The sequence below is a fragment of the Erythrobacter sp. JB1-15 genome, assembly GCF_057365035.1.
In genome coordinates, this window is the sequence record NZ_CP200295.1 from 17491 (window position 1) to 37464 (window position 19974).

The 19974-nt window shown below is 59.4% G+C and carries 20 protein-coding genes, 1 tRNA gene and 1 pseudogene; 7 read left to right on the forward strand and 15 right to left on the reverse strand.

The window, feature by feature from the left end; translation table 11 throughout:
* Positions 1-60: 60 nt before the first annotated feature.
* From AC0V6L_RS00095 to AC0V6L_RS00120, 6 genes and pseudogenes are all read right to left on the reverse strand, one after another.
* The gene (locus AC0V6L_RS00095; RefSeq protein ID WP_486152023.1) at positions 61-1155 is read right to left on the reverse strand and encodes a glycosyltransferase; all 1095 of its coding nucleotides are present in this window, start codon (positions 1153-1155) and stop codon (positions 61-63) included.
* A gap of 9 nt (positions 1156-1164) precedes the next feature.
* Positions 1165-2223 (reverse strand): 3-isopropylmalate dehydrogenase, encoded by a 1059-nt coding sequence (gene leuB / locus AC0V6L_RS00100; RefSeq protein WP_486152025.1) that lies wholly within the window; start codon positions 2221-2223, stop codon positions 1165-1167.
* Positions 2224-2230: 7 nt separating this feature from the next.
* Positions 2231-2833, reverse strand: a complete 603-nt coding sequence (gene recO, locus AC0V6L_RS00105) for a DNA repair protein RecO (RefSeq protein ID WP_486152027.1) — start codon at positions 2831-2833, stop codon at positions 2231-2233.
* A 15-nt stretch (positions 2834-2848) separates the two neighbouring features.
* Complete coding sequence (locus AC0V6L_RS00110) at positions 2849-3100, reverse strand: accessory factor UbiK family protein (RefSeq protein WP_486146902.1); 252 nt, start codon at positions 3098-3100, stop codon at positions 2849-2851.
* A 39-nt stretch (positions 3101-3139) separates the two neighbouring features.
* Complete coding sequence (locus AC0V6L_RS00115; RefSeq protein ID WP_486152029.1) at positions 3140-3688, reverse strand: TspO/MBR family protein; 549 nt, start codon at positions 3686-3688, stop codon at positions 3140-3142.
* Positions 3689-4075: 387 nt separating this feature from the next.
* Positions 4076-4273: pseudogene (locus AC0V6L_RS00120) on the reverse strand (hypothetical protein); the annotation flags it as partial.
* 235 nt (positions 4274-4508) lie between these two features.
* Between AC0V6L_RS00120 and AC0V6L_RS00125 the strand changes: the two are divergent.
* Positions 4509-5162 carry a DUF6969 family protein gene (locus AC0V6L_RS00125; RefSeq protein WP_486152031.1) on the forward strand — a complete coding sequence of 218 codons (654 nt, stop codon included), beginning with the start codon at positions 4509-4511 and terminating at the stop codon, positions 5160-5162.
* 108 nt (positions 5163-5270) lie between these two features.
* On the opposite strand, the gene AC0V6L_RS00130 is transcribed toward AC0V6L_RS00125, so the two are convergent.
* Entirely contained in the window at positions 5271-6044 is a 774-nt protein-coding gene (locus AC0V6L_RS00130; RefSeq protein ID WP_486155020.1) for a TlyA family RNA methyltransferase, read from the reverse strand.
* Positions 6045-6078: 34 nt separating this feature from the next.
* On the opposite strand from AC0V6L_RS00130, the gene AC0V6L_RS00135 reads away from it, so the two are divergent.
* From AC0V6L_RS00135 to AC0V6L_RS00150, 4 genes are all read left to right on the forward strand, one after another.
* Positions 6079-6645, forward strand: a complete 567-nt coding sequence (locus AC0V6L_RS00135; RefSeq protein ID WP_486152033.1) for a hypothetical protein — start codon at positions 6079-6081, stop codon at positions 6643-6645.
* Between the two features lie 625 nt (positions 6646-7270).
* Positions 7271-8350 carry a branched-chain amino acid aminotransferase gene (locus tag AC0V6L_RS00140; RefSeq protein ID WP_486152035.1) on the forward strand — a complete coding sequence of 360 codons (1080 nt, stop codon included), beginning with the start codon at positions 7271-7273 and terminating at the stop codon, positions 8348-8350.
* 35 nt (positions 8351-8385) lie between these two features.
* Positions 8386-8763, forward strand: a complete 378-nt coding sequence (locus tag AC0V6L_RS00145; protein WP_486152037.1) for a SpoIIAA family protein — start codon at positions 8386-8388, stop codon at positions 8761-8763.
* A 22-nt stretch (positions 8764-8785) separates the two neighbouring features.
* Positions 8786-9214 (forward strand): SpoIIAA family protein, encoded by a 429-nt coding sequence (locus tag AC0V6L_RS00150; protein WP_486152039.1) that lies wholly within the window; start codon positions 8786-8788, stop codon positions 9212-9214.
* A 29-nt stretch (positions 9215-9243) separates the two neighbouring features.
* Here AC0V6L_RS00150 and AC0V6L_RS00155 read toward each other — a convergent pair whose 3' ends face one another.
* A complete protein-coding gene (locus AC0V6L_RS00155) occupies positions 9244-11298 on the reverse strand; it encodes an NAD(+) synthase (RefSeq protein ID WP_486152041.1) in 2055 nt (684 codons plus the stop codon).
* A gap of 173 nt (positions 11299-11471) precedes the next feature.
* On the opposite strand from AC0V6L_RS00155, the gene yghU reads away from it, so the two are divergent.
* Both yghU and AC0V6L_RS00165 read left to right on the forward strand, forming a co-directional pair.
* Positions 11472-12329 carry a glutathione-dependent disulfide-bond oxidoreductase gene (gene yghU, locus AC0V6L_RS00160; protein WP_486152043.1) on the forward strand — a complete coding sequence of 286 codons (858 nt, stop codon included), beginning with the start codon at positions 11472-11474 and terminating at the stop codon, positions 12327-12329.
* A 75-nt stretch (positions 12330-12404) separates the two neighbouring features.
* A tRNA-Gln gene (locus AC0V6L_RS00165) sits at positions 12405-12479 on the forward strand.
* Between the two features lie 385 nt (positions 12480-12864).
* On the opposite strand, the gene AC0V6L_RS00170 is transcribed toward AC0V6L_RS00165, so the two are convergent.
* From AC0V6L_RS00170 to AC0V6L_RS00200, 7 genes are all read right to left on the reverse strand, one after another.
* A complete protein-coding gene (locus AC0V6L_RS00170; protein WP_486152045.1) occupies positions 12865-13041 on the reverse strand; it encodes a C1orf53 family protein in 177 nt (58 codons plus the stop codon).
* Positions 13042-13088: 47 nt separating this feature from the next.
* Complete coding sequence (locus AC0V6L_RS00175) at positions 13089-13850, reverse strand: SDR family NAD(P)-dependent oxidoreductase (protein WP_486152047.1); 762 nt, start codon at positions 13848-13850, stop codon at positions 13089-13091.
* A 63-nt stretch (positions 13851-13913) separates the two neighbouring features.
* Complete coding sequence (locus AC0V6L_RS00180) at positions 13914-14867, reverse strand: NAD(P)/FAD-dependent oxidoreductase (RefSeq protein WP_486152049.1); 954 nt, start codon at positions 14865-14867, stop codon at positions 13914-13916.
* A gap of 10 nt (positions 14868-14877) precedes the next feature.
* Positions 14878-15864, reverse strand: coding sequence for an L-histidine N(alpha)-methyltransferase (gene egtD / locus AC0V6L_RS00185; protein WP_486152051.1), 987 nt, complete (start codon positions 15862-15864; stop codon positions 14878-14880).
* 4 nt (positions 15865-15868) lie between these two features.
* Positions 15869-17170: an ergothioneine biosynthesis protein EgtB gene (gene egtB / locus AC0V6L_RS00190; protein WP_486152053.1), complete on the reverse strand. Its 1302-nt coding sequence runs from the start codon at positions 17168-17170 to the stop codon at positions 15869-15871.
* A gap of 170 nt (positions 17171-17340) precedes the next feature.
* Positions 17341-18411, reverse strand: a complete 1071-nt coding sequence (locus AC0V6L_RS00195) for a sensor domain-containing diguanylate cyclase (protein WP_486152055.1) — start codon at positions 18409-18411, stop codon at positions 17341-17343.
* 101 nt (positions 18412-18512) lie between these two features.
* Complete coding sequence (locus AC0V6L_RS00200) at positions 18513-19898, reverse strand: class II 3-deoxy-7-phosphoheptulonate synthase (protein WP_486155021.1); 1386 nt, start codon at positions 19896-19898, stop codon at positions 18513-18515.
* Between the last annotated feature and the right edge of the window lie 76 nt (positions 19899-19974).

Genomic DNA, 19974 nt, shown 5'->3' on the forward strand with positions numbered 1-19974 from the left:
GTCGCCCTTTGACTGCCGTGACCAAGAACCAGCCGCTCCGCTCGCAATGACGAATCGGGTCTACCCAAACCGGCCCCATACAAACCGGCTCGACAGCGCGTAATTCCACACCGATCCCAGCACGATGCCCGCCAACGCCGCCATCGCCCAGTGCACGCCGCTGCCTTCCAGAAATGTCGCCGCTGCCACATTGGCAAAGCCGCCCACCGCGCATGTCGCGACAAATCCGGCCCAGCCGCGCAGCACCGCGCCAAATCCGCGCAGGCGTTTGTCGCGGTAAGTCAGCCAGTTGTTGAGCCAGAAGTTAAAGCTCATCGCGGTTAGCACAGCGGCGGCCTGCGCGCCTGTGAACGCCTCTTCAAAAACGAACAATAGGCTTGTCAAAACCGTGAAATGCACCAGCACGCCTGCCGCGCCGACTGTGCCGAACAGGGCAAAGCGTGTTGGAATGATATCCCCCAGTATCCGGTCGTAAAGGCCGGCCATAAAGTCGAACAGAACCGCGCGATCAAGCTTGCTTTGCCCCTCTCGCCTCGCTGCGAAATTCAGCGGAAATTCGCGCACTCGCATCTTTGGTTTGGATGTGGCGAGCAGATCGAGCAGGATTTTGAAACCTATGCCGGACAATCGCGGCACCAGATCGCGCGCGGTCTTGGCCGCCAGCATGAAATATCCGCTCATCGGATCGGTCAGCTTGGCGCCCGTGATCCGGCGCGCGATGCCATTGGCAAAACCGGACAATCGCTCGCGTTCGGGATTGTCCCAGTCATCGGTGCTTGCGCCCTCTGCAAAGCGGCTGGCCACGCAGATATCCGCCTCGCCCGATTGCAGCACATCCAGCATTTGCGGCAGCAGCGCCGGATCATGCTGGTGATCGGCATCCATCACCGCGACGTAATCTGCCGCAGTTGCGCAAAACCCCTCGATCGCGGCGCTGGCAAGGCCGCGCCTGCCGATACGCTGGATGACCCGCACCCGCCGGTCCGACGCGGCCAGAGCGCGGCCTTCATCCGCAGTGCCATCTTTGCTGTCATCATCGATGATAAGGACTTCCCAGCCATCTGAGCCAAGCGCGGTTTCAATACGCTGGACTAAAGGCGCAAGGTTTCCCGCTTCATTCAGCGTGGGCAAAATTATGGCGAGATTGAGCGGCATAAACGGCGCTCACAAACGCTCCAACACCGCATCGCCGATTGCCGCCGTGCCGTGCGTCCCGCCCAGATCGCCGCCGCGAATGCCATCGGTCAATGCGCGTTCCACGGCCGCCTCAACCCGCGCGGCCTCTTCAGTCATACCAAAGGAATGGCGCAGCATCATGGCGAGCGAAAGGATCATCGCCATCGGGTTTGCCTTGCCCTCGCCCGCAATATCGGGCGCGCTGCCGTGGATGGGTTCGTACATGCCGAATGTGCCATGCGCAGTTTGCCGCGAACCCATGCTTGCGCTGGGCAAAAGGCCGATAGAACCAACCGCTGCGCTGGCCAAATCGGACAGAATATCGCCGAACAGATTGCCCGTCAGCATGACGGAAAATTGCGCAGGATTTGTGATGATCTGCATCGCGGCATTATCGACATACATGTGCGACAATGCGACATCGGGGTATTGCGCGGCTTGATTGATCACCGTGTCGCGCCAGACCTGGCTGGTTTCCAGCACGTTGGCTTTATCAACGCTGGTAAGGCCCGCGCCGGCCGCCTGTGCCGCTTTGAAAGCAACATCAGCAATGCGGCGCACTTCGGGCGCGGAATAGGACATCATGTCCCACCCTTCCCGTTCGCCTGTGTCAGTGTCGCGAATGCCTTTATCGCCGAAATAGACATCGCCCGTCAGCTCACGCACGATCAGCAGGTCCAGCGCGCCTGCAACCTCGTGTTTCAAAGGTGAGAGATGCTCCAGCCCGGCAAACACTTTGGCGGGGCGCAGATTGGCAAACAGCTCCAAGTGCTTGCGCAGGCCCAGCACCGCCTGTTCGGGGCGCAAATGCCGTTCCAGCGCATCGCAGCTCGGATCGCCCACCGCGCCAAACAGCACCGCATCCGCCTCGCGCGCCATCATCAAGGTTTCATCCGGCAGCGGATGGCCATGCTTGTGGTAGGCCGCGCCGCCCACATCGCCTTCGAACAGGGTCAGGCCGGGCAAGCTCAGCGCCTCAAGCACCCGCACTGCCTCACGGCACACTTCAGGGCCGATCCCGTCGCCTGCCAGAACTGCTATTTTCATGTCGATCTTACCCCGCCATTCGCGCCAGCCGCTCTCCTAAAGCGGTGCGCGCGGCCATAACAGTCCGGGTTCTGTCTGCAAGCAGGTAGTGGCCAATGGGTTTATGAAGCTGGCGGAACGCTTCGAACTGCGCATCAAAATCGCTCTCCATATCCGGGCGCTCGCCGCCATATCCCATTTCGCGCAGCAGCATGGTTTCATAGGCGACCATCACCGCCAGCCACCCGCGCGCCGATGGCGCATGGCAAATCGCGGTGAGCAGCGCATCGAGCGCTTCGTAAAGACCGGGATAGGCCTGGCGTTCGGGCAAAGCGGACGTGGTGATCGCGCAGGCCCACGTGATCGCGGCGGCGGGCAAAGGCTCGCTCATCCACGGGCCAACGCTTTGCTCCAGCTCCACTTTGGCAAAAGGCAATTGCGATGCGGAGCGCGCGCGCAGTTCCAGCGCCACACGGTTGCCGGGGATCATAACGGGCCGCATCTGCCGCCCGCGTCCGCCTGCGAGAAAGCCGGCGACGAGGCCGTGTTCAGCCGTAAGCAACCGCGCAATGCACGCGGTTTCGCCGTGGGTTCGCGATGACACAAGGATTGCAGGGGCGGAAAAGTTCACGCCGCTGCCCCGCTGTTACTTCTTTGAAAGTTTCGCCTCAAGCTCGGCCACTTTCGCTTCGAGCGCGTCGGCCTGTTCGCGCGCTTTTTGCGCCATAGCTTTCACCGTGTCGAATTCTTCGCGGCTGACGAAATCCATGCCCCCCATGGCCTCGCGCATTTTCTCACGCGCATTCTCGCGCGCCTCCCGGCCCATGCCGGCCATGGTGCCAGCAGCGGAATTGGCGAGTTTGACGAAGTCGGCGATGATCGGGTTTTCGCTTTGCATGACTCGGTATTTGGCGATGCTAAGCGCTTAACTCAACCCCTATAATTCCACTCCGACCGCTGCGCCGCTTTCGCTCGTGCTGCCATCTACGGGGTTCAGCTCGATCATGGTGTAATTGAGGAAGCCTGCAAAACAGGTCCATGCCAGATATGGCAGCAGCATCAGCGCCGCCGCTTTGCGCACGCGGGCAAAGACGATCATCACTGCAATCAGGCTGACCGCCATATATCCGACCACATACAGCCCCGTCTGCATATCCTGCATGCCGAAAAACACCGGGGTCCATGCCAGATTGCCGATAAAGTGCAGCGCAAAGACAATGATCGCCAGCGCCCGCCCGCTGGCGCCCCATGCGCTGACCACCAGTGCAAGCGCGAAACCGATCATCGCATACAGGATCGACCAGGCGACGGGGAACGCGATGTTGGGCGGGTAAAATTCCGGTTTGTTCAGGTTTTGAAACCACGCGGTTTGCGGGCTGCCCAATTGCGCGGAAAGAAAGCCGAGCAGGATGATAAGAGGGATCAAAAACAGCGACCACCGCATCAGGCTGGCGCGTAATTGCGATTTGGATGCAAGAGTGTTCATCACGACCTCAAATATTGCCCCTATGCGTGCCCGCTGGCGATTTTGTAACGCGCTGATGGCCTTGAAGTCATGCTCGACTGTCCAAGGTCCACTACGCGATTCGCCTGATTGACACCGCGCGTTGTCCTACACCAGCACGGCATCAGCGCCAATTGCCGCCCACCGGCTTATCGCCAGCCGGATGAGCTTAGCGCTCTAAGCTACGGCAATGCGTTAAAAAACCGGCTGTTTTACAAAAGTTCACGAAGACCATGTGCGTTTCGCAATCATTGTGATAGCGTCGCCACATTCTTGCCGTGATTCGGGGCGCGCCCTGGCAAGATTGCAAATCCATCGCGCCTCAAGTTGATATATGAGTTTCGATAAGGGGCTCATTTTCGGGGAAATTTACAGATGAAAAAAACCAACTTTGCATCCATGCTCGCTGTCACTGGCGGTCTCGCACTTGCAACTGCTGCTTGCTCGGCTCCTGCTGAAGAAGCTGGTGAAACTGCTGCTGACGAAACTTCTGTTGAAGCGTCTGCATGCGGTGCCGATTGCGGCGCTTGTGGCGCTGAAGGTTGCGCCGCTGAAGGTTGCGCTGCTGAAGGTTGCGCCGCTGAAGGTTGCGCTGCTTGCGCCGCTGAAGGTTGCGAAGCAGAAGCTTGCGCCGCTGAAGGTTGCGAAGCTGCTGAGTAATCAGACGGCAGGCCAGTTCATTCTGGTTTGACACAATTCGGCCGATGGCAGCGTCTGCTGTTGTCGGCCGTTTTGTATCCGCCTTAATTTGCAGGCGTTTTTGCCCTGTAACTTTTGCTCCAACTGATTAGAACTTCTCCCCATGACACCGGAACAGGCCGCACTCACCGTCATCGAGACCATCACGCAGATGGCGCAGGAGCAAAAACCGCTCATGCTGCGCGTTGTGCCCGAAGAAGGCGCGAAGTTTTGGCAGCACTATCCCAAAGGCGATGCGCGCAGCAAAAAGTGCCAATCGCGCTGGTATTACCACGTGCATGCCGACAACAGCCGAGATGAAAACGAGCATGGGCATTTCCACCTGTTCATGCACCGCAAGCAATTGCCGGATGGCCTTGAGCCCAAAGTGTGGCCGCCGCAGGGTGAGGATGCAAAAGCGCATGTCACGCATTTGATTGGCCTGTCGATAGACACCAATGGCATTCCCAAAAGCTGGTTTGCCGTTAACCGCTATGTCACCAACGAATTTCTCTATCCGGCTGATGTGATGATCGATCACCTGCCCGATTTCAACGTCGATGACACCAAAGCCGATGATCTGGTCAACCGCTTTGTCACGGCCATGGTTGCGCTGTACCGCGATGAAATTGCTGAGCTTTTGCGAACCCGGGATGCGCGCCAGGCGGAGCTGGTGGCAGAGCATGGCGAAAAGGGTTACGAAAAGGCCAGCGGCGCAGAAGTGCTGGGCGTTATACCGATTGATCTGGATGCAAAAATTGGCGGCATGGACATATGATATGCGAACGCCCATCCGGGCGCGCGTCCTCGGTGCTGTCCCTACGCTACGCTACGGGCACCTGCGGGCGGGCGGTCGCCCTTGCGGCCTTTCGGCCGATTGGGTAATTTAGCCCCGGCATGCACTGATCAAGAACTCCACATTGCCTTGCGGGCCGGTGATAGGGCTTTCCACAATACCTTCAATATCCCAGCCAAGCCCTTCTAACCACTCGCGAACCTCACCGCAGACGCGCTGATGCAATGCGGTGTCGCGCACCACGCCGCCTTTGCCGACCTCTGCTCTTGCGACTTCGAATTGCGGTTTGATAAGCGCGACCAGCCGGCATTCCTGCGCGGCGAGCTCCAGCGGACGCTCCAGCACTTTGGACAACGCGATAAAGCTCGCATCGCACACCACCAGATTGCAGCTTTGCGTGATGTGATCGCGCGTCAGGATGCGCGCGCTCGTTTGTTCCAGCACAGTGACGCGCGGGTCTTCGCGCAGTTTCCACGCGAGCTGATTGGTGCCGCTGTCCACGGCAAAGACATGCGCCGCGCCCCCTTGCAGCAACACATCGGTAAATCCGCCTGTTGAACTGCCGATATCCATCGCCGCTGCCCCTGCCGGATCAATCGCGAAGTGTTCCAGCGCATGCGCCAGTTTAATCCCGCCCCGGCTGACCCACGGGTGATCGCGCCCGCGCACTTCCAGCGGCATATCTTGCGCGATCTGCTGGCCGGGCTTGGCTACCTTTTCCTCGCCCGCAAACACCACGCCCGCCATAATCAGCGCCTGAGCGCGGGTTCGGCTTTCAACAAGGCCGCGCTCGGCCAAGAGCTGATCGGCGCGCATCTTTTTGGCTTTTACAGGTTTTTTGGGGGGATCGGTCGAATTGGTCATGGACGATGCAGGCGATAGCTTGCATTGAGCGAGCATGAAAGTGATCCAGTTGAAAACCGTGACCGCGCTGATGATGAGCCTGTCGGCCTGCGCCTGCATCCCTTCGGTCGAAGCGCCCGTGCAAACCGCGACGCCCGCCCCCGCCCCTGTGGCAGCGCCCGCACCTGCGCCCAGCCCCGCGCCTGCGCCCGCGCCCATTGTGAACGAGCGGACCTACGACAATTACCTCGATGCGCCGCAAACGCCGGGGACTTGGAGTTACGAAAATCAAAGCAATGGCGGAATGGCATTGTATTACGCGAGTGATGGCTCGGCTTTATTCATGCTGGAATGCGACCGCGTTGTCCCCGGCATCATGGTGTTCAGAAAGACAAATGGCCAAGGCCGGAGAGCCGCGTCGATCACGACGGAAACGGCCACTCGATCGATCGCGATGCAAGGCAAAGGCGCTGGCCATGACGCAATGCTAAACCCTAACGATCCCATTCTCGATGCCATGGCGATCACAAAGGGGCGAATTGCTGTTGGAGTGGAAGGCGAACGCACCCTCTACCTCCCCGCTTGGGTCGAAATCAGCCGCGTGATTGAGGATTGCCGGTAGCCTTTCATTTCAACTCAGAGGTGTGAAAGCTCGGACCTATTAGAGTCCGCAAGCGCGCCCGCAGCGGGCGCAGCTGTGCTGCGCGTCTAGCGAGGACGATTGCCCGGACGGGCAAGCGAAACACCAAGACACCCCGATTCTATCCGTTAATATCCACAGGGTTTTGCACGTGGTTTGCACAAGCAGTCCGCAGGCGGCGCTAAACCAACGCCCCAAACGCAAAAACGCCCTCGTTCCCGCCGAGAGCGCCCCACATTCCGCCAGCTCAAGAGCGCAAAAGTATGACGTGGGAAAAAATAAATACAAGACTTGTGCAAAAGTGCGGCTTGATTCAAACATAGCGTCAAGAGCTGCGGGGAACGCAGCTCTTGGCCCGCCGGTGAAACGGCCAGATTAAGGTAAGAGGTCTTGGCTAAATAGCGCGAAAGGAGGTGATCCGATGTCTCATGGTTCAGTAGCGAGGTCGGTGAAGATCCCTACGGAGCATATTCGGTAATCTCCTTACCGAGTGAGGTTTCGTGAGCGGCACTTTACGGCCGCTGACCATGAAAGGGCTGCGCGCCGAAGGGCGTTGCAGCCCTTTTCATTCTTGCCCCCCGCGCCCAGTCCTATTACCCGCATTCCCATGAATTTTACCCGCATCCCGCACCCCTCGCCCACGTCTGACGCAGACCGCGCCGCTGCCATTGCCGATCCCGGCTTTGGCACCGCTTTTACAGATCACATGGTGGTGATCGATTATGACGAGGCCAAAGGCGGCTGGCAGACACCCGTTATCGGCCCGCGCGAAGCCATCGCGCTCGATCCGGCGGCGAGCGTTTTGCATTATGCGCAGGAAGTGTTTGAGGGGATGAAGGCGTTCCCTCATGCAGATGGCGGGCTGGCGCTGTTCCGGCCAGAGGCGAATGCGCAGCGCTTTAATGCCAGCGCGCGCCGCATGGCGATGCCCGAAATTCCCGAAGACCTGTTTCTCGCCTGCGTGCGCGAAGCGGTCAGCGCGGATGCAGGCTGGATGCCGCAGGTTGATGGCGGATCGCTTTATATCCGCCCTTTCATGTTCGCATCCGAGGCATTTTTGGGCGTGCGCCCTGCCAAGCAATACAAATTTGTCGTGATCGTGTGCGCATCGGGCAGTTATTTCAAAGGCGGGGTAAACCCTGTCAAAATCTGGGTCGCACAAGGGTATGTCCGCGCGGCCACCGGAGGAACGGGCGCTGCGAAAACGGGCGGCAATTACGCCGCCAGCCTCGTGCCTCAGGCCCAAGCGATTGAGCAAGGCTGCGATCAGGTCGTGTTTCTGGATGCAGCTGAAAACAAGTGGGTCGAAGAACTGGGCGGCATGAACCTGTTCTTCGTCCGCAAAGATGGCAGCGTCATCACCCCTCCCCTCACCGGCACAATCCTGCCCGGCATCACCCGTAGTAGTTTGATCACAATGCTGCGCGAAGAAGGGCTGGACGTGCGCGAGGAGCCCTACTCGATCGAGCAATGGCGGGCCGAGGCTGAAAGCGGAGAATTGCTCGAAACACTCGCCTGCGGCACGGCTGCTGTTGTGACCCCGGTTGGCACCGTCGCTTCACCAGATGGCGAATTTACCATCGGCACTGGCGGGATCGGCCAGATGGCCCAAAAAATGCGGGAGCGGCTGGTTGATATTCAACATGGCCGCGCAGACGACAAGCGCGGCTGGGTCACGAAAGTCTAACCGGTTATTTACCAGTTGCTTGGTATGCAACATGGATGACTACGCTTGCCCCAACCTTTACTGTTGATCGCGATGTGTCGCGGCGTGAAGTGCACTACACTTTAACCGGCCTGTTCAGGATCGAAGACGTATCGAAACTGTTCCCCGCGCTGATGAGCGCATCGCAGCCGTTCGTCGAAGATCGCAAAGGCTTTAGGGTGCTGGGCGATCTCAGGGAATTTGTTGTCCAAACCCGCGAAATCAGCGAGCAAATCCGCGTTTCGCAGGAAACCTCAGCCAAAGTGGGCGTCGATAAAATGGCGATTGTCTACTCTTCGGTGTTGCTAATGCAGCAATTCCGCCGCGCGAGCGAGGCGCTGGATTGCCAGTTTTTCAAAGACAAAGACGAGGCCTTGGACTGGCTACGCAGCTGACCCGAATTTAAGGAAAAGCACAATGGCAAGCAATCAAGCTACCAGCTCTCGAGCTCTAAAGTCGGATGACATTTCGCTCACCCCGAACTCCTCGATCAACGTGGATTTTGACCTGAGAGAAGTGCATTTCCGCCTGTCAGGCTTTTGGAAAACCGAAGACATGAAAGCATTCCTGCGCGATATGAGCGCCAAGGGGATGCCCCTGATCGGCGAAGGCAAGCCGATCTATGCGCTTGGTGATATGTCCGATTTCGTCGCCCAGTCGCGCGCCACGGGTGAAGCGATTACAAACCATCTTATGGCGGTGAAGGATCACGGCCTTAAACGCATCGCCATTGTCGGCGCATCAGCCCTCGTCAAAGTGCAGTACACCCGCCTGAGCAAAGGCATGGACGTTCAATTTTTCGCATCCAAACAAGACGGGTTGGCGTGGCTACGCGCGAGCAGATGATAGCGGTCTAGCAGCGCCAACCGCGCCATCTATGGCAGGTTTTCGCGCAGTTCCTCTACCCACACATCGGCCACTGCATCCGAGGGCGCGCGCCAATCGCCGCGCGGTGACAAGGCCCCGTGCGAAGACACTTTGGGACCATTGGGCATCGCGCTGCGCTTAAACTGCGAAAAGGCAAAGAACCGCCATGCGAATTTCTCCAGCCAGTCTGCAATCTCGTCCAATGTGTATTGGTTCTTGCGATGTTCGGGAAAGCCGGATGGCCAATCGCCCGCCCTCGCATCGCGCCATGCATGAAAGGCGAGAAACGCGATTTTTGACGGGCTTTGCCCATATCGGATCGTGTGATGGAGGAAGAAGTCGTTGAGCTCATACGGGCCAATATGCGCCTCTGTATCCTGGATCGCGCCATCTTCGCCTGCTGGCACCAATTCGGGCGATATCACCGTATCATAGACCGCCATCAGCGTTTTGCCGCAAGCATCGGAGAATTGCTCTGTCTGCACGGTCCAGCGGATCAGATAGCGGATCAAGGTTTTGGGCACGCCTGAATTGACGCCGTAATGGCTCATATGATCGCCCACGCCGTAAGTGCACCAACCCAGCGCCAATTCGGATAAATCGCCCGTCCCTACGACAAAGCCTGCATGCTGGCCCGCAAGGCGGAACAGATAATCGGTGCGAAGGCCGGCCTGCACATTCTCAAAGGTCACATCGTAAACAGGCTCACCCTTGGCAAAGGGGTGGCCCATATCGGTCAGCAATTGAGTGGCCGCCGGTTTGATGTCGATCTCTTCAGCGGTAATGCCGAAATCCTTCATCAGCTGCCACGCATTCGATTTCGTGTCATCCGAGGTCGCAAATCCGGGCATAGTATAGCCGCGAATGGCAGTGCGCGGCAGGCCAAGGCGATCACACGCCTTTGCCGCCACGATCAGCGCATGCGTGCTGTCGAGCCCGCCTGAAATACCGATGATAAGGCTTTTCGCACCCGTCGCTTCAATACGGCGCATCAGGGCATCGACCTGAATGTTAAACGCCTCATAGCAATCTTCATCCAGCGTTTTGGGATCATTGGGCACAAAGGGGAACCGGCGCACCTGACGGATCAGACCAATATCGCGCGCCTCACATGCGTGGTCGAACACAATCTTGCGATAGGTGTCCTCGGGCCTGCCTGCCGCCTCTGCCGCATCGCCCCATGTCTGGTTGCGCATGCGTTCAGCGGCGATCTTGCCCAGATCCACATCGACGACGCACAATTCCGGCTCGCGATCAAAGCGCACGCTTTCGGCAAGTAACGTGCCCATTTCATACACAACGCCCTGCCCATCCCAGGCGAGGTCTGTCGTGCTTTCGCCGTGGCCGCTGGCGGAATAGACATAGGCGCACATCGCGCGCGAGCTCATCGAACGGCAATGCATATGCCGGTCTTCGGCGCGCCCGATGGTGATGGGCGAGGCAGACAGATTGCACAGGATCTGCGCCCCTGCGAGCGCCGCTTTGGTGCCGGGCGGATTGGGCGCCCAGAAATCCTCGCATATCTCAACGCCAAAGGTGAAACCGGGTAGATTGGAGGCGGCAAATATCTGGTCCGTGCCAAACGGCACCTCTTCGCCCGCCACCGCGATCCACGCATCCTCAATCCCGCGGCCATGCGCGAAATACCGCTTTTCATAAAATTCGCGGTAATTGGGCAGAAAGCTTTTGGGGATCACGCCCAGCAATTCCCCGCCCGCAATCACCACCGCGCAATTGTAAAGCTTACCATTGCGGCGCAGCGGCGCGCCGATCACCAGCACCGGGATCAATCCCTCGCTCGCCTCGGCAACCTCGGCAATTCCCGTCTCCACCCGGTCCAGCAAAGCGTTCTGCAAATGCAGATCATCAATCGCATAGGCCGACACAGTGAGCTCGGGGTAGACCAGCAGATCGACGTTCTGTTCGTGCGCCGCTTGCGCCTGTTTGATGATGCTGACCGTGTTGAACGGCACATCAGCCGGATGCACGCACGGGGTGGAAGTCGCCACCCGGACAAAGCCCTGGGTATGCATATCGTAAAAGGGGTGCGTCTGATCGGTCATGCGGATGGCTTTAGCCGCAAATTCTTACCGTTCCTAGCGCCCTCGCAAAGCTTTGCTTTCACCCTTGCGAGGAAAACCGCGCGCGCAGGTCAGCGCCTTTGCCTTGCGCGCAGGAAGGCGAACCCCCAAATACCGCTCAACCGAAAATTGCCTTTTCAAAGGAGCCGCACATCATGGCCGATCCCACTTACACCCCGCCCGCCGTCTGGACCAATGACACCGAAAATGGCGGCCGCTTTGCCTCGATCAATCGCCCCACGGCAGGCGCGCGAGAGGAAAAGGAACTGCCCAAGGGCGACAATCCATTCCAACTGCATTCGCTCGCCACGCCCAATGGGGTGAAAGCCACGATCATGTTCGAAGAATTGCTGGAAGCCGGGCACACGGGCGCGGAATATGACGCGTTTACAGTGAATATCGGCGAAGGCGAACAGTTTACCAGCGGCTTTGTCGGCATCAATCCGAACTCCAAAATCCCCGCCATGATCGACAATTCGGGCGATACACCCATTCGCGTGTTCGAATCGGGCGCTATCCTGGTGCATCTGGCGGAGAAATTTGGCGAATTCCTGCCCACCGATCCCGCCGCGCGCGCCGAGGTTTTGTCCTGGACTTTCTGGCAGGTCGCCAGCGGGCCTTTCATCGGCGGCGGCTTTGGCCATTTCTATGCCTATGCGCCTGAGAAGTATGAATATCCGATCAACCGCTATGCGATGGAGACCAAGCGTATTTTCAGCGTTGCAGACCAACGCCTTGCGCAAAGCCGTTTTCTGGGCGGCGACGAATACACCATCGCAGATATCGCCAATTTCCCATGGCTCGCCCCGTTTGTGTTCGGCGTGATCTATAACGAGGCGAAAACGTTCCTCTCCATTGACGAATATAAAAACGTCGCACGCTGGGTCCATGAGATCGCCGCACGACCCGGTGTGAAACGCGGGCGGATCGTCAACAAGGTGTGGGGCGATGAGGACACGCAATTGCGGACACGGCATTCGGCAGCTGATTTTGAAGGCAAGAAACTGGATTGATCTGGAAACTTCCTCCATTGCGAGGAGGTTTCCCCTTCACATATCAAAAAGGCGCGTTATATGACGCGCTTCTGCTGGGGCGTCGCCAAGTGGTAAGGCACCGCTTTTTGGTAGCGGCATTCGCAGGTTCGATCCCTGCCGCCCCAGCCAGAATTTTTTGTATTGGTGGGTTTTTGTGTTGCGAAGGCGCATCCGCGCCTTGGTGGGCTACGCCCGTCTTCGACTCCCTCGGTGCCGTTTCAAAGCCGGGCTTCGTCCGGCTTTGAGCACCTGCGGTCGCGCAGTCGCGCTCTGGCTCGGCTTCGCCTCGCAATCACCGCCCGTCAGACCCGTTGCCCCCTGACGCTTGGTGCCAGCCATCGGCTTGGTCGCGGAGCACGGCGGCGCAGCCGCCGCAAGGGCGGAAGCGAAGTCGAAGACGCAGCTGGCCAAAGGCCACCTGCAAGGCCGCCCGCAGCGACGCGGCCTTTAGGCCGTGTGAGCGAGGATTTCGCACCCCGGATGGGGTGCGGACAACAAAAACTCAAACCCCTCTCTACCTCACATTCACATGTTCAAACGGACAGTGCCTGCATTTGGAGCCGCAGCATTTGCCGCGCTTTTCGTGGGCGAGCCGGGTGAACACCATGTATCCCGTTTCAGGATCGGTATAGCTCAACTCCCCGCGCGCGCAGGCGGCCTCGTGGAGGGCTTGGTAGGAGGGTTCGCTCATAGCGCGGCCTGCTAAAGCGGGATCAGCGCATCAGATCAAGCTGCCTTTTAGGGCTTACCCGACATCGCGATGCATTGACCCGTAATCCATTCAGACGCGGGCGCGACCAAATACAGCACCAGGCCTGCAATATCCCTTGGCGTGCCAAGACGGCCTGCGGGCAGCTGCAATTGTTCCAGCAGCGGGCCAAAATCCTCATCCGACATATTGAGCGCCTTTTTCACCGTGTCGGTCGGCACAAAACCCGGCATGATCGCATTCACCCGCGTCTTTGGCCCCAGCTCCATCGACAGCGTCTTGGTCATCATATTCACGCCCGCTTTGGCAGCCGAATAATGCGCGCTGCCGGGAAATGGCTCCAGCCCTGCGAGCGAAGAGATGTTCACCATCGCGCTGCCCTCGCCCAAATGCGGCACGGCGGCCTGAACGCTGTAGAACACCGAAGACAGGTTCACCGCCAGCGTTTTGTCCCATTCATCAGGATCAAGCTCTGCCAAGGGCGCAGACACCAGCGAACCGCCCGCATTGTTAACCCAGATATCGATCCGCCCAAATTCCTCCACCGCGCGCGCGGCCAGCGCCAGCATATCGGCGCGGCTGGACACGTCGGTTTTGTGCGTGACCGCGCGCGCTGCGCCGGGCGCATCATTGATCACTTTGGCCGTATGCTCGATCTGGTCAGCAGAGCGCGCCGCGCACACCACATTTGCGCCCGCTTCGGCCAGCAGGGTTGCAATCCCCTCGCCAATGCCGCGGCCCGCGCCTGTAACGATGGCGGTTTTGCCGGTAAGGTCGAACAAGTCTTGCATGGGCTCTCTCCGATCAATGTGAGGGAAGGATTGAGCCGTGCGCGCGCCCGCGTCCACTAGCCGTTATGAGGAGCCAAGCACTTTTGCCGCCAGCTGCGTGCCCGAAATATACGCTCCTTCGACGCGGGGAGAATAGAGGTAATCGCCTGCAATCCCGATCCGTGCCTCGGCATCATAACGCGCGCTTTCCCCCTTGGCAGCGGCGGGCATGGCATACAGCCAGCGATGCGCGGCGCAGTGAATGGGGCGCGCAGGCGCAGTGCCTGTTTGCGCGAAAAATTCGGCGAGCAAATGCGCCGCAGCCTCTTCCTTTGGCATATCAATGATGGCGCGCGATTTTTGAGGGCCCGCGTGCAGCACCCATGTCTCTGTCCCCGCCCTGTCAGGCTTGGCAGAATTGCGCGCGGCCCAGCTGATCGGTGCTTGCGGATCGCTTATGGCGTCGCTGACCATGGCGAGCGGTTCGTCAAAAGCGGCCATCACCGCCCAGCAAGGCTGCGACACAACGCCTGCTGCGATGGTCGCAAGATCGGGCGCGGCATCGGCGAGCAGCGCGGCTGCCTGTTCTGCAGGAATGGCGATGAGGAGAATTGCGGCGGTGAACACATCATCGCCTGCAACCACTCGCCAGCGGCCATCTTCGCGCGCAATCCGCTCTGCCCGCACGCCCCAGTGAACATCCAAATCCTGAGCCATCGCGCGGATCGGGCCGTTCATGCCCGGCGTGCCGACCCAAGCGGTATCCTTGCCGGTTTCCGCCGCCGCCCAGCGCTTGACCACGCCTTGCGCTTCCCATTCGCTGACCTGCGCAGCAAATCCCTCATCGCGCGCGGTGAAAAACTGCGCGCCATGATCAAACCCCACGCTTTCGCCTGCAATCTCCGCCCGGCGCGCGGCCATGCGCCCGCCCGGCCCGCGCCCTTTATCAAGCACGGTGACGTTATGCCCGGCGCCCGCCAGCTGGCCCGCGCAGGAAAGGCCCGCCATACCCGCGCCGATGATCACAATATCGCTCATATCTGGTCCCCTACGGCGCGCTGCGATTGGGGCGCGCCTCGGCGAGGATCAGCGAGAAACGATCCTTGCTATCGGTCCAGCGCATTTGCGGCTCCCACCCGGATGCCAGCAGCAGCATATTGGCAGTGCGGCGGCTGAATTTATGGCTGTTTTCGGTGTGGATCGTCTCCCCCTTGCGCATCGCAAAGCTGCGCCCCGACACAGCAAAGCTGATGTCCTTGTCCGCGACCAGATGCATTTCGATCCGCGCATAATCATCATTCCAGCGCGCCTCATGATGCAGCGCGCTTTGATCGATATCGCCTTCCAGCTCGCGATTGATGCGCGCGATTAGATTGGTGTTAAACCGGGCTGTGACACCTGCTGCATCATCATAAGCGGCAACCAGCACATCTTCATCCTTGATGAGGTCCATCCCGATCAAAAGCTGCGCGCCCGTGCCCAAAGTTTCCCGCATATTGCGCAGCAGATCGACCGCAGTGCGCGCGACCATATTGCCGATGGTGGAGCCGGGGAAAAAGCCCAGCTTGGGCATGGCAGCGCTCGCATCTGGCAAAGCAACCTGCCGCATAAAATCCGCCTCTACCGGATAGACCGGAAGACCGGGAAATTTCGCCGCCAGATCGCGCGCGGCGGCTCTAAGAAAATCGCCCGAAATATCGAGCGGCACATAGGCGGCCGGGTCAATCGCTTTGAGCAGCAAAGGCGTTTTCACCGACGAGCCTGAACCAAATTCCACCACCGCGCGGCCCGGCCCGATCAGCTGTGCAAATTCGCCGCCGCGCGCCGTCAAAATCTCGGTTTCAGCCCGCGTCGGGTAATATTCGGGCAGCTGGGTGATATCTTCAAACAGCTGCGATCCGGCATCATCATAGAGCCAGCGCGCAGGGATCGCCTTTTGCTCTTGGCCAAGGCCCGCCAGCACATCTTTGCGAAAAGCGGTGTCTACGCCCGCTTCATCGCGTTCGACCAGCATCAGGCCGTCATTGTCTGCCATACGGTTATACGTCCTTTGCAAGCCTGAGGCCGGTAAATTGCCAGCGCTGATGCGGGTAGAAGAAATTGCGGTATGACGCGCGCGAAGACCCGCGCACCGTGGCGCAGCTTGCGCCTTTCAAGACGCACTGCCCGCTCATAAATTTGCCGTTATATTCGCCAACCGCGCCTTTGGCAGCTTCAAATTTTGGGAACGGCAGATAGGCAGAGCGGGTGAATTGCCAGCAATCGCCGAACAGGTCAGTGCCGCCTATGGGCAGCGGAGGCGCGGCGCCATCCAGCTGATAGCCACGCGCCGCATCATGCGCCTGCGCGCTGCCAGCGGCATCCTGTCCGCGCGCGATCGCTTCCCATTCAAATTCTGTCGGCAGGCGGTATCCCGCCCAGCTCGCAAAGGCATCTGCCTCGTAATACGAGATATGCGTGACGGGCGCATGGGCATCGCGCTTTTGCCAGCCTTGATGGGTGAAGTGCTGGCAGGTGTCTTTATCCCCAGCGCCTCCTTCCGCCCCATTTTCCGCCCAATAAAGCGGCGCGTTGATCCCGTGTTCGCGCACCCAGCCCCAGCCATCGGATAGCCAGAGCGCGGCGGACCGATAGCCGCCATCGGCGATAAATTCGGCCCATTGGCCATTGGTCACCAGCCTATCGGCCAGCGCAAAGGGTTCCAGCAGAACGCGGTGCTCAGGCCCTTCATTGTCAAAGGCGAACCCCTCCCCCTGATGGCCAATGCGCGCAACGCCGCCGGGATGCGAATGCCAGCCCATTTGGCTCAGCGGCTCAGAAGAAGGCAGCAGGCCGGCATCCCACATGGCGGGGCCAAGCGGGTTCTGGAACAATGCGTGTTTGATATCGGTCAGCAGCAATTCGATATGCTGCTGTTCGTGCGCGATGCCCAGTTCAATGAGATCGGTGCAGCCCGGATCATCCAAGAGCCGCGCCATCGCAGCATCGATATGCGCGCGCCATTCGAAAATCTCATCAAGCGCCGGACGCGAAAGCATCCCGCGCGATCCGCGCGCAATGCGTGCGCCTTCCGCTTCGTAATAGGAATTGAACAGGAACGGATATTGATCGTTAAACAGGCGGTAACCCGGCGCATATTCGCGCAGCAGAAATGTCTCCCAAAACCATGTCGTATGCGCCAGATGCCATTTCGCAGGCGAGGCATCCTCCATCGACTGAATGCTCGCATCGGCATCGCTTAACGGCTGGACCAGCGCCTGCGTTAAAGCGCGCGTGGCGGTAAAGCGTGCCGATAAAGATTGGTCATGACCGCTAGAGGTTGCCTGTTGAGTGAGAGGCATGGGGTTCTCCGGAGCTTCTCCGTTCGCGCGCATCGGCCTGTCCTGCGGGCGAATCCCGAAACGGGACAGAGGCGCAGCGCGTCCGTAAAGCCATGGAGCAACTTGCAAGCAATTGAAAGGGTTCAATATGTGGTGAGCTCTTGCTGCCCATGCGCACAAGTAAGCAGCCTCTAAGCCGCCATGCACACCTTATTGCGGCCCGAATTCTTGGCATCATACAGCGCCTCATCCGCGCGGGCGAACAGGGTCAGCGATGTGTCATCGTCCATCAAATCGGCATAGCCCATGCTGATTGTCACTGGCGGCACATCGCCCACTGCGCTGCCAGCCGATATCGCTTTGCGCAGGCGTTCTGTCATGGTGCTGGCAAATTGACGACTTGCGCCTGGGACGATCCAGACGAACTCCTCCCCGCCCACGCGCCCCACCAGATCGCCATCGCGCGCCTGCTGCGAGGCAATGCGCGCAACCCGTTTAAGCACTTTGTCGCCCTGAGGATGGCCATAGGTGTCGTTCACCGATTTGAAGTGATCGATGTCAAAGATCACCAGCACCAGCGAATGCTGTTTCTTGCGCGCCGCGACCACCAGATGATCCAGCTTTGCCATCACACGGCGGCGATTGGCCAATCCTGTAAGCGCATCGGTATCGGCCAGATTGCGCGCGTGGTTGGCTTCCTTCACCGCAATCAGGCGCGATTTTTCCAGCTCGCGCACGCGTTCTTTTTCATCGGTCACATCGCGCAGAACTGCGACCACCCGGCTGATCGCGCCGCTGCGCCCACGCAGATTGCACGCCTCCACCCGCAATGTGCGCATCCCGCCATCATAGCTGTGGATGTCAAAGCTAAGCGTGTAGGGCCCATCGACATTGGCGCGTTTCGCCACATTGCCAATCAGATCCACATCATTGGCATAAAGCAGCGTTTCCGCATCGCCTTCGACCAGCGGATCGCTGTGGCGCACGCCAAACATTTCGCGCATTCCGGGTGACCATTGCTGCGCGCCTGAGGCCGGATCATATTGCCAGATGCCCAGCCCTGCGATTTTCTCAGCCATGCCCATGGTGCGCAGCAATTCGCTCATCTTGCGCGCGCGTTCCCGCGCCAGCCGGGCAACCGTTTGCGTCTCGCGCCTTGCGGTGAACACCGTGACAAGCGCCACTGCCGCCACGCAAATCAGCGCAAGCGACAGAACGAGCAACATGCCGGAACCAGCAAAAGGGGCGAGATCGATTTGCATCGCCCCAAGCTTTAGGAACTTACCCTTGTGAGCCTGCGCAAGTCTCCCTGCGGGCAATTACGTAGTTTACCTCCGAAACGGCGGTTTAACCCAGCGCTCGATCAGGCCGCATCGGCGGCTGGCGCGCCCAGTTTTTCGCCCACTTCTGAATTGAGCGTTTCGGCAATCAGGAACGCCAGCTCAAGCGATTGTTCCGCATTCAAACGGGGGTCGCAGTGGGTGCGATAACGGTCGCCCAATGCTTCATCGGTGATTTCAACCGCGCCGCCAGTGCATTCGGTCACGTCCTGGCCGGTCATCTCAATATGGATGCCGCCGGGATGGGTTCCCTCTGCGCGGTGAACGGCGAAAAACCCTTTCACTTCTGTCAGGATCCGGTCGAAGGGGCGCGTTTTGAAACCGCTATCGGATTTGATGACATTGCCATGCATCGGATCACAGCTCCACACCACCGGGTGCCCTTCGCGCTGAACCGCGCGCACCAGTTTGGGCAGGCCGTCTTCCACCTTGTCATGGCCAAACCGGCTGATGAGCGTGATGCGCCCGGCCTCGCGGTCAGGGTTCAATTTGTCCAGCAAACGGATCAGGGCATCGGGTTCCAGCGAGGGTCCGCACTTCATGCCCAGCGGATTGCCGATGCCGCGCGCAAATTCGATATGCGCGCTGCCATCAAACCGGGTGCGATCGCCAATCCACAACATGTGCGCCGATGTCGCGTACCAATCGCCTGTCAGCGAATCCTGCCGGGTCAAAGCCTGTTCGTAAGGCAGCAGCAGACTTTCATGGCTGGTGTAAAAACTGGTCCCCTGCAATTGCGGGACGGTGGCCGGATCAACCCCGCACGCTTCCATAAAATCAAGCGCTTCGCCAATGCGGCCCGCTGTTTGGGAGAATTTATCCGCCCAGGGCGTGCGGCCCATGAAATCGAGCGTCCATTGGTGCACCCGGCGCAGATTGGCATAGCCGCCCCCTGCAAAAGCGCGCAGCAGGTTCAGCGTTGATGCCGCCTGGCTGTAGGCGCGCACCATGCGCATCGGATCGTTGCGGCGCTGTTCAGGAGTGAATTCTATCCCGTTGATATTATCGCCAAAGTAGCTCGGCAAAGTCATATCGCCGATGGTTTCGGTCGCTGCCGAGCGCGGCTTGGCAAACTGGCCCGCCATGCGTCCGACTTTGATCACCGGATGCTTGCTCGCAAATGTCAGCACCACCGCCATTTGCAGCAGCACGCGAAAAGTATCGCGGATATTGTTGGGGTGAAATTCGGCAAAGCTTTCCGCGCAGTCTCCCCCTTGCAGCAAGAACGCCTTGCCATGGGCAACCTCGGCCAGGTCCGCTTTGAGCGCGCGCGCCTCGCCTGCGAACACCAGCGGGGGATAAGCGGCGAGTATCCCTTCAGCCTCGGCCAGCTCAGCTGCATCTTCATAATGCGGCAAATGGCGCGCTTCGTGGGCTTTCCAGCTTTCAGGTGTCCATGTTTGAGCCATGGGAGTGGGTTCGCTTTCTTTCATTCGGGTGCGGCCTGTAACGGCGAGTTATCGCTTCAGGAGCGCGCGGCTACAC

Excerpts from the sequence above, each read along its gene's own strand:
- AC0V6L_RS00095 (WP_486152023.1), bottom strand. The coding sequence starts at position 1,155 with ATGCCGCTCAATCTCGCCATAATTTTGCCCACGCTGAATGAAGCGGGA.
- leuB (WP_486152025.1), bottom strand. The coding sequence starts at position 2,223 with ATGAAAATAGCAGTTCTGGCAGGCGACGGGATCGGCCCTGAAGTGTGC.
- AC0V6L_RS00110 (WP_486146902.1), bottom strand. The coding sequence starts at position 3,100 with ATGCAAAGCGAAAACCCGATCATCGCCGACTTCGTCAAACTCGCCAAT.
- AC0V6L_RS00115 (WP_486152029.1), bottom strand. The coding sequence starts at position 3,688 with ATGAACACTCTTGCATCCAAATCGCAATTACGCGCCAGCCTGATGCGG.
- AC0V6L_RS00125 (WP_486152031.1), top strand. The coding sequence starts at position 4,509 with ATGACACCGGAACAGGCCGCACTCACCGTCATCGAGACCATCACGCAG.
- AC0V6L_RS00130 (WP_486155020.1), bottom strand. The coding sequence starts at position 6,044 with ATGACCAATTCGACCGATCCCCCCAAAAAACCTGTAAAAGCCAAAAAG.
- AC0V6L_RS00135 (WP_486152033.1), top strand. The coding sequence starts at position 6,079 with ATGAAAGTGATCCAGTTGAAAACCGTGACCGCGCTGATGATGAGCCTG.
- AC0V6L_RS00140 (WP_486152035.1), top strand. The coding sequence starts at position 7,271 with ATGAATTTTACCCGCATCCCGCACCCCTCGCCCACGTCTGACGCAGAC.
- AC0V6L_RS00145 (WP_486152037.1), top strand. The coding sequence starts at position 8,386 with ATGACTACGCTTGCCCCAACCTTTACTGTTGATCGCGATGTGTCGCGG.
- AC0V6L_RS00150 (WP_486152039.1), top strand. The coding sequence starts at position 8,786 with ATGGCAAGCAATCAAGCTACCAGCTCTCGAGCTCTAAAGTCGGATGAC.
- AC0V6L_RS00155 (WP_486152041.1), bottom strand. The coding sequence starts at position 11,298 with ATGACCGATCAGACGCACCCCTTTTACGATATGCATACCCAGGGCTTT.
- yghU (WP_486152043.1), top strand. The coding sequence starts at position 11,472 with ATGGCCGATCCCACTTACACCCCGCCCGCCGTCTGGACCAATGACACC.
- AC0V6L_RS00170 (WP_486152045.1), bottom strand. The coding sequence starts at position 13,041 with ATGAGCGAACCCTCCTACCAAGCCCTCCACGAGGCCGCCTGCGCGCGC.
- AC0V6L_RS00175 (WP_486152047.1), bottom strand. The coding sequence starts at position 13,850 with ATGCAAGACTTGTTCGACCTTACCGGCAAAACCGCCATCGTTACAGGC.
- AC0V6L_RS00180 (WP_486152049.1), bottom strand. The coding sequence starts at position 14,867 with ATGAGCGATATTGTGATCATCGGCGCGGGTATGGCGGGCCTTTCCTGC.
- egtD (WP_486152051.1), bottom strand. The coding sequence starts at position 15,864 with ATGGCAGACAATGACGGCCTGATGCTGGTCGAACGCGATGAAGCGGGC.
- egtB (WP_486152053.1), bottom strand. The coding sequence starts at position 17,170 with ATGCCTCTCACTCAACAGGCAACCTCTAGCGGTCATGACCAATCTTTA.
- AC0V6L_RS00195 (WP_486152055.1), bottom strand. The coding sequence starts at position 18,411 with ATGCAAATCGATCTCGCCCCTTTTGCTGGTTCCGGCATGTTGCTCGTT.
- AC0V6L_RS00200 (WP_486155021.1), bottom strand. The coding sequence starts at position 19,898 with ATGGCTCAAACATGGACACCTGAAAGCTGGAAAGCCCACGAAGCGCGC.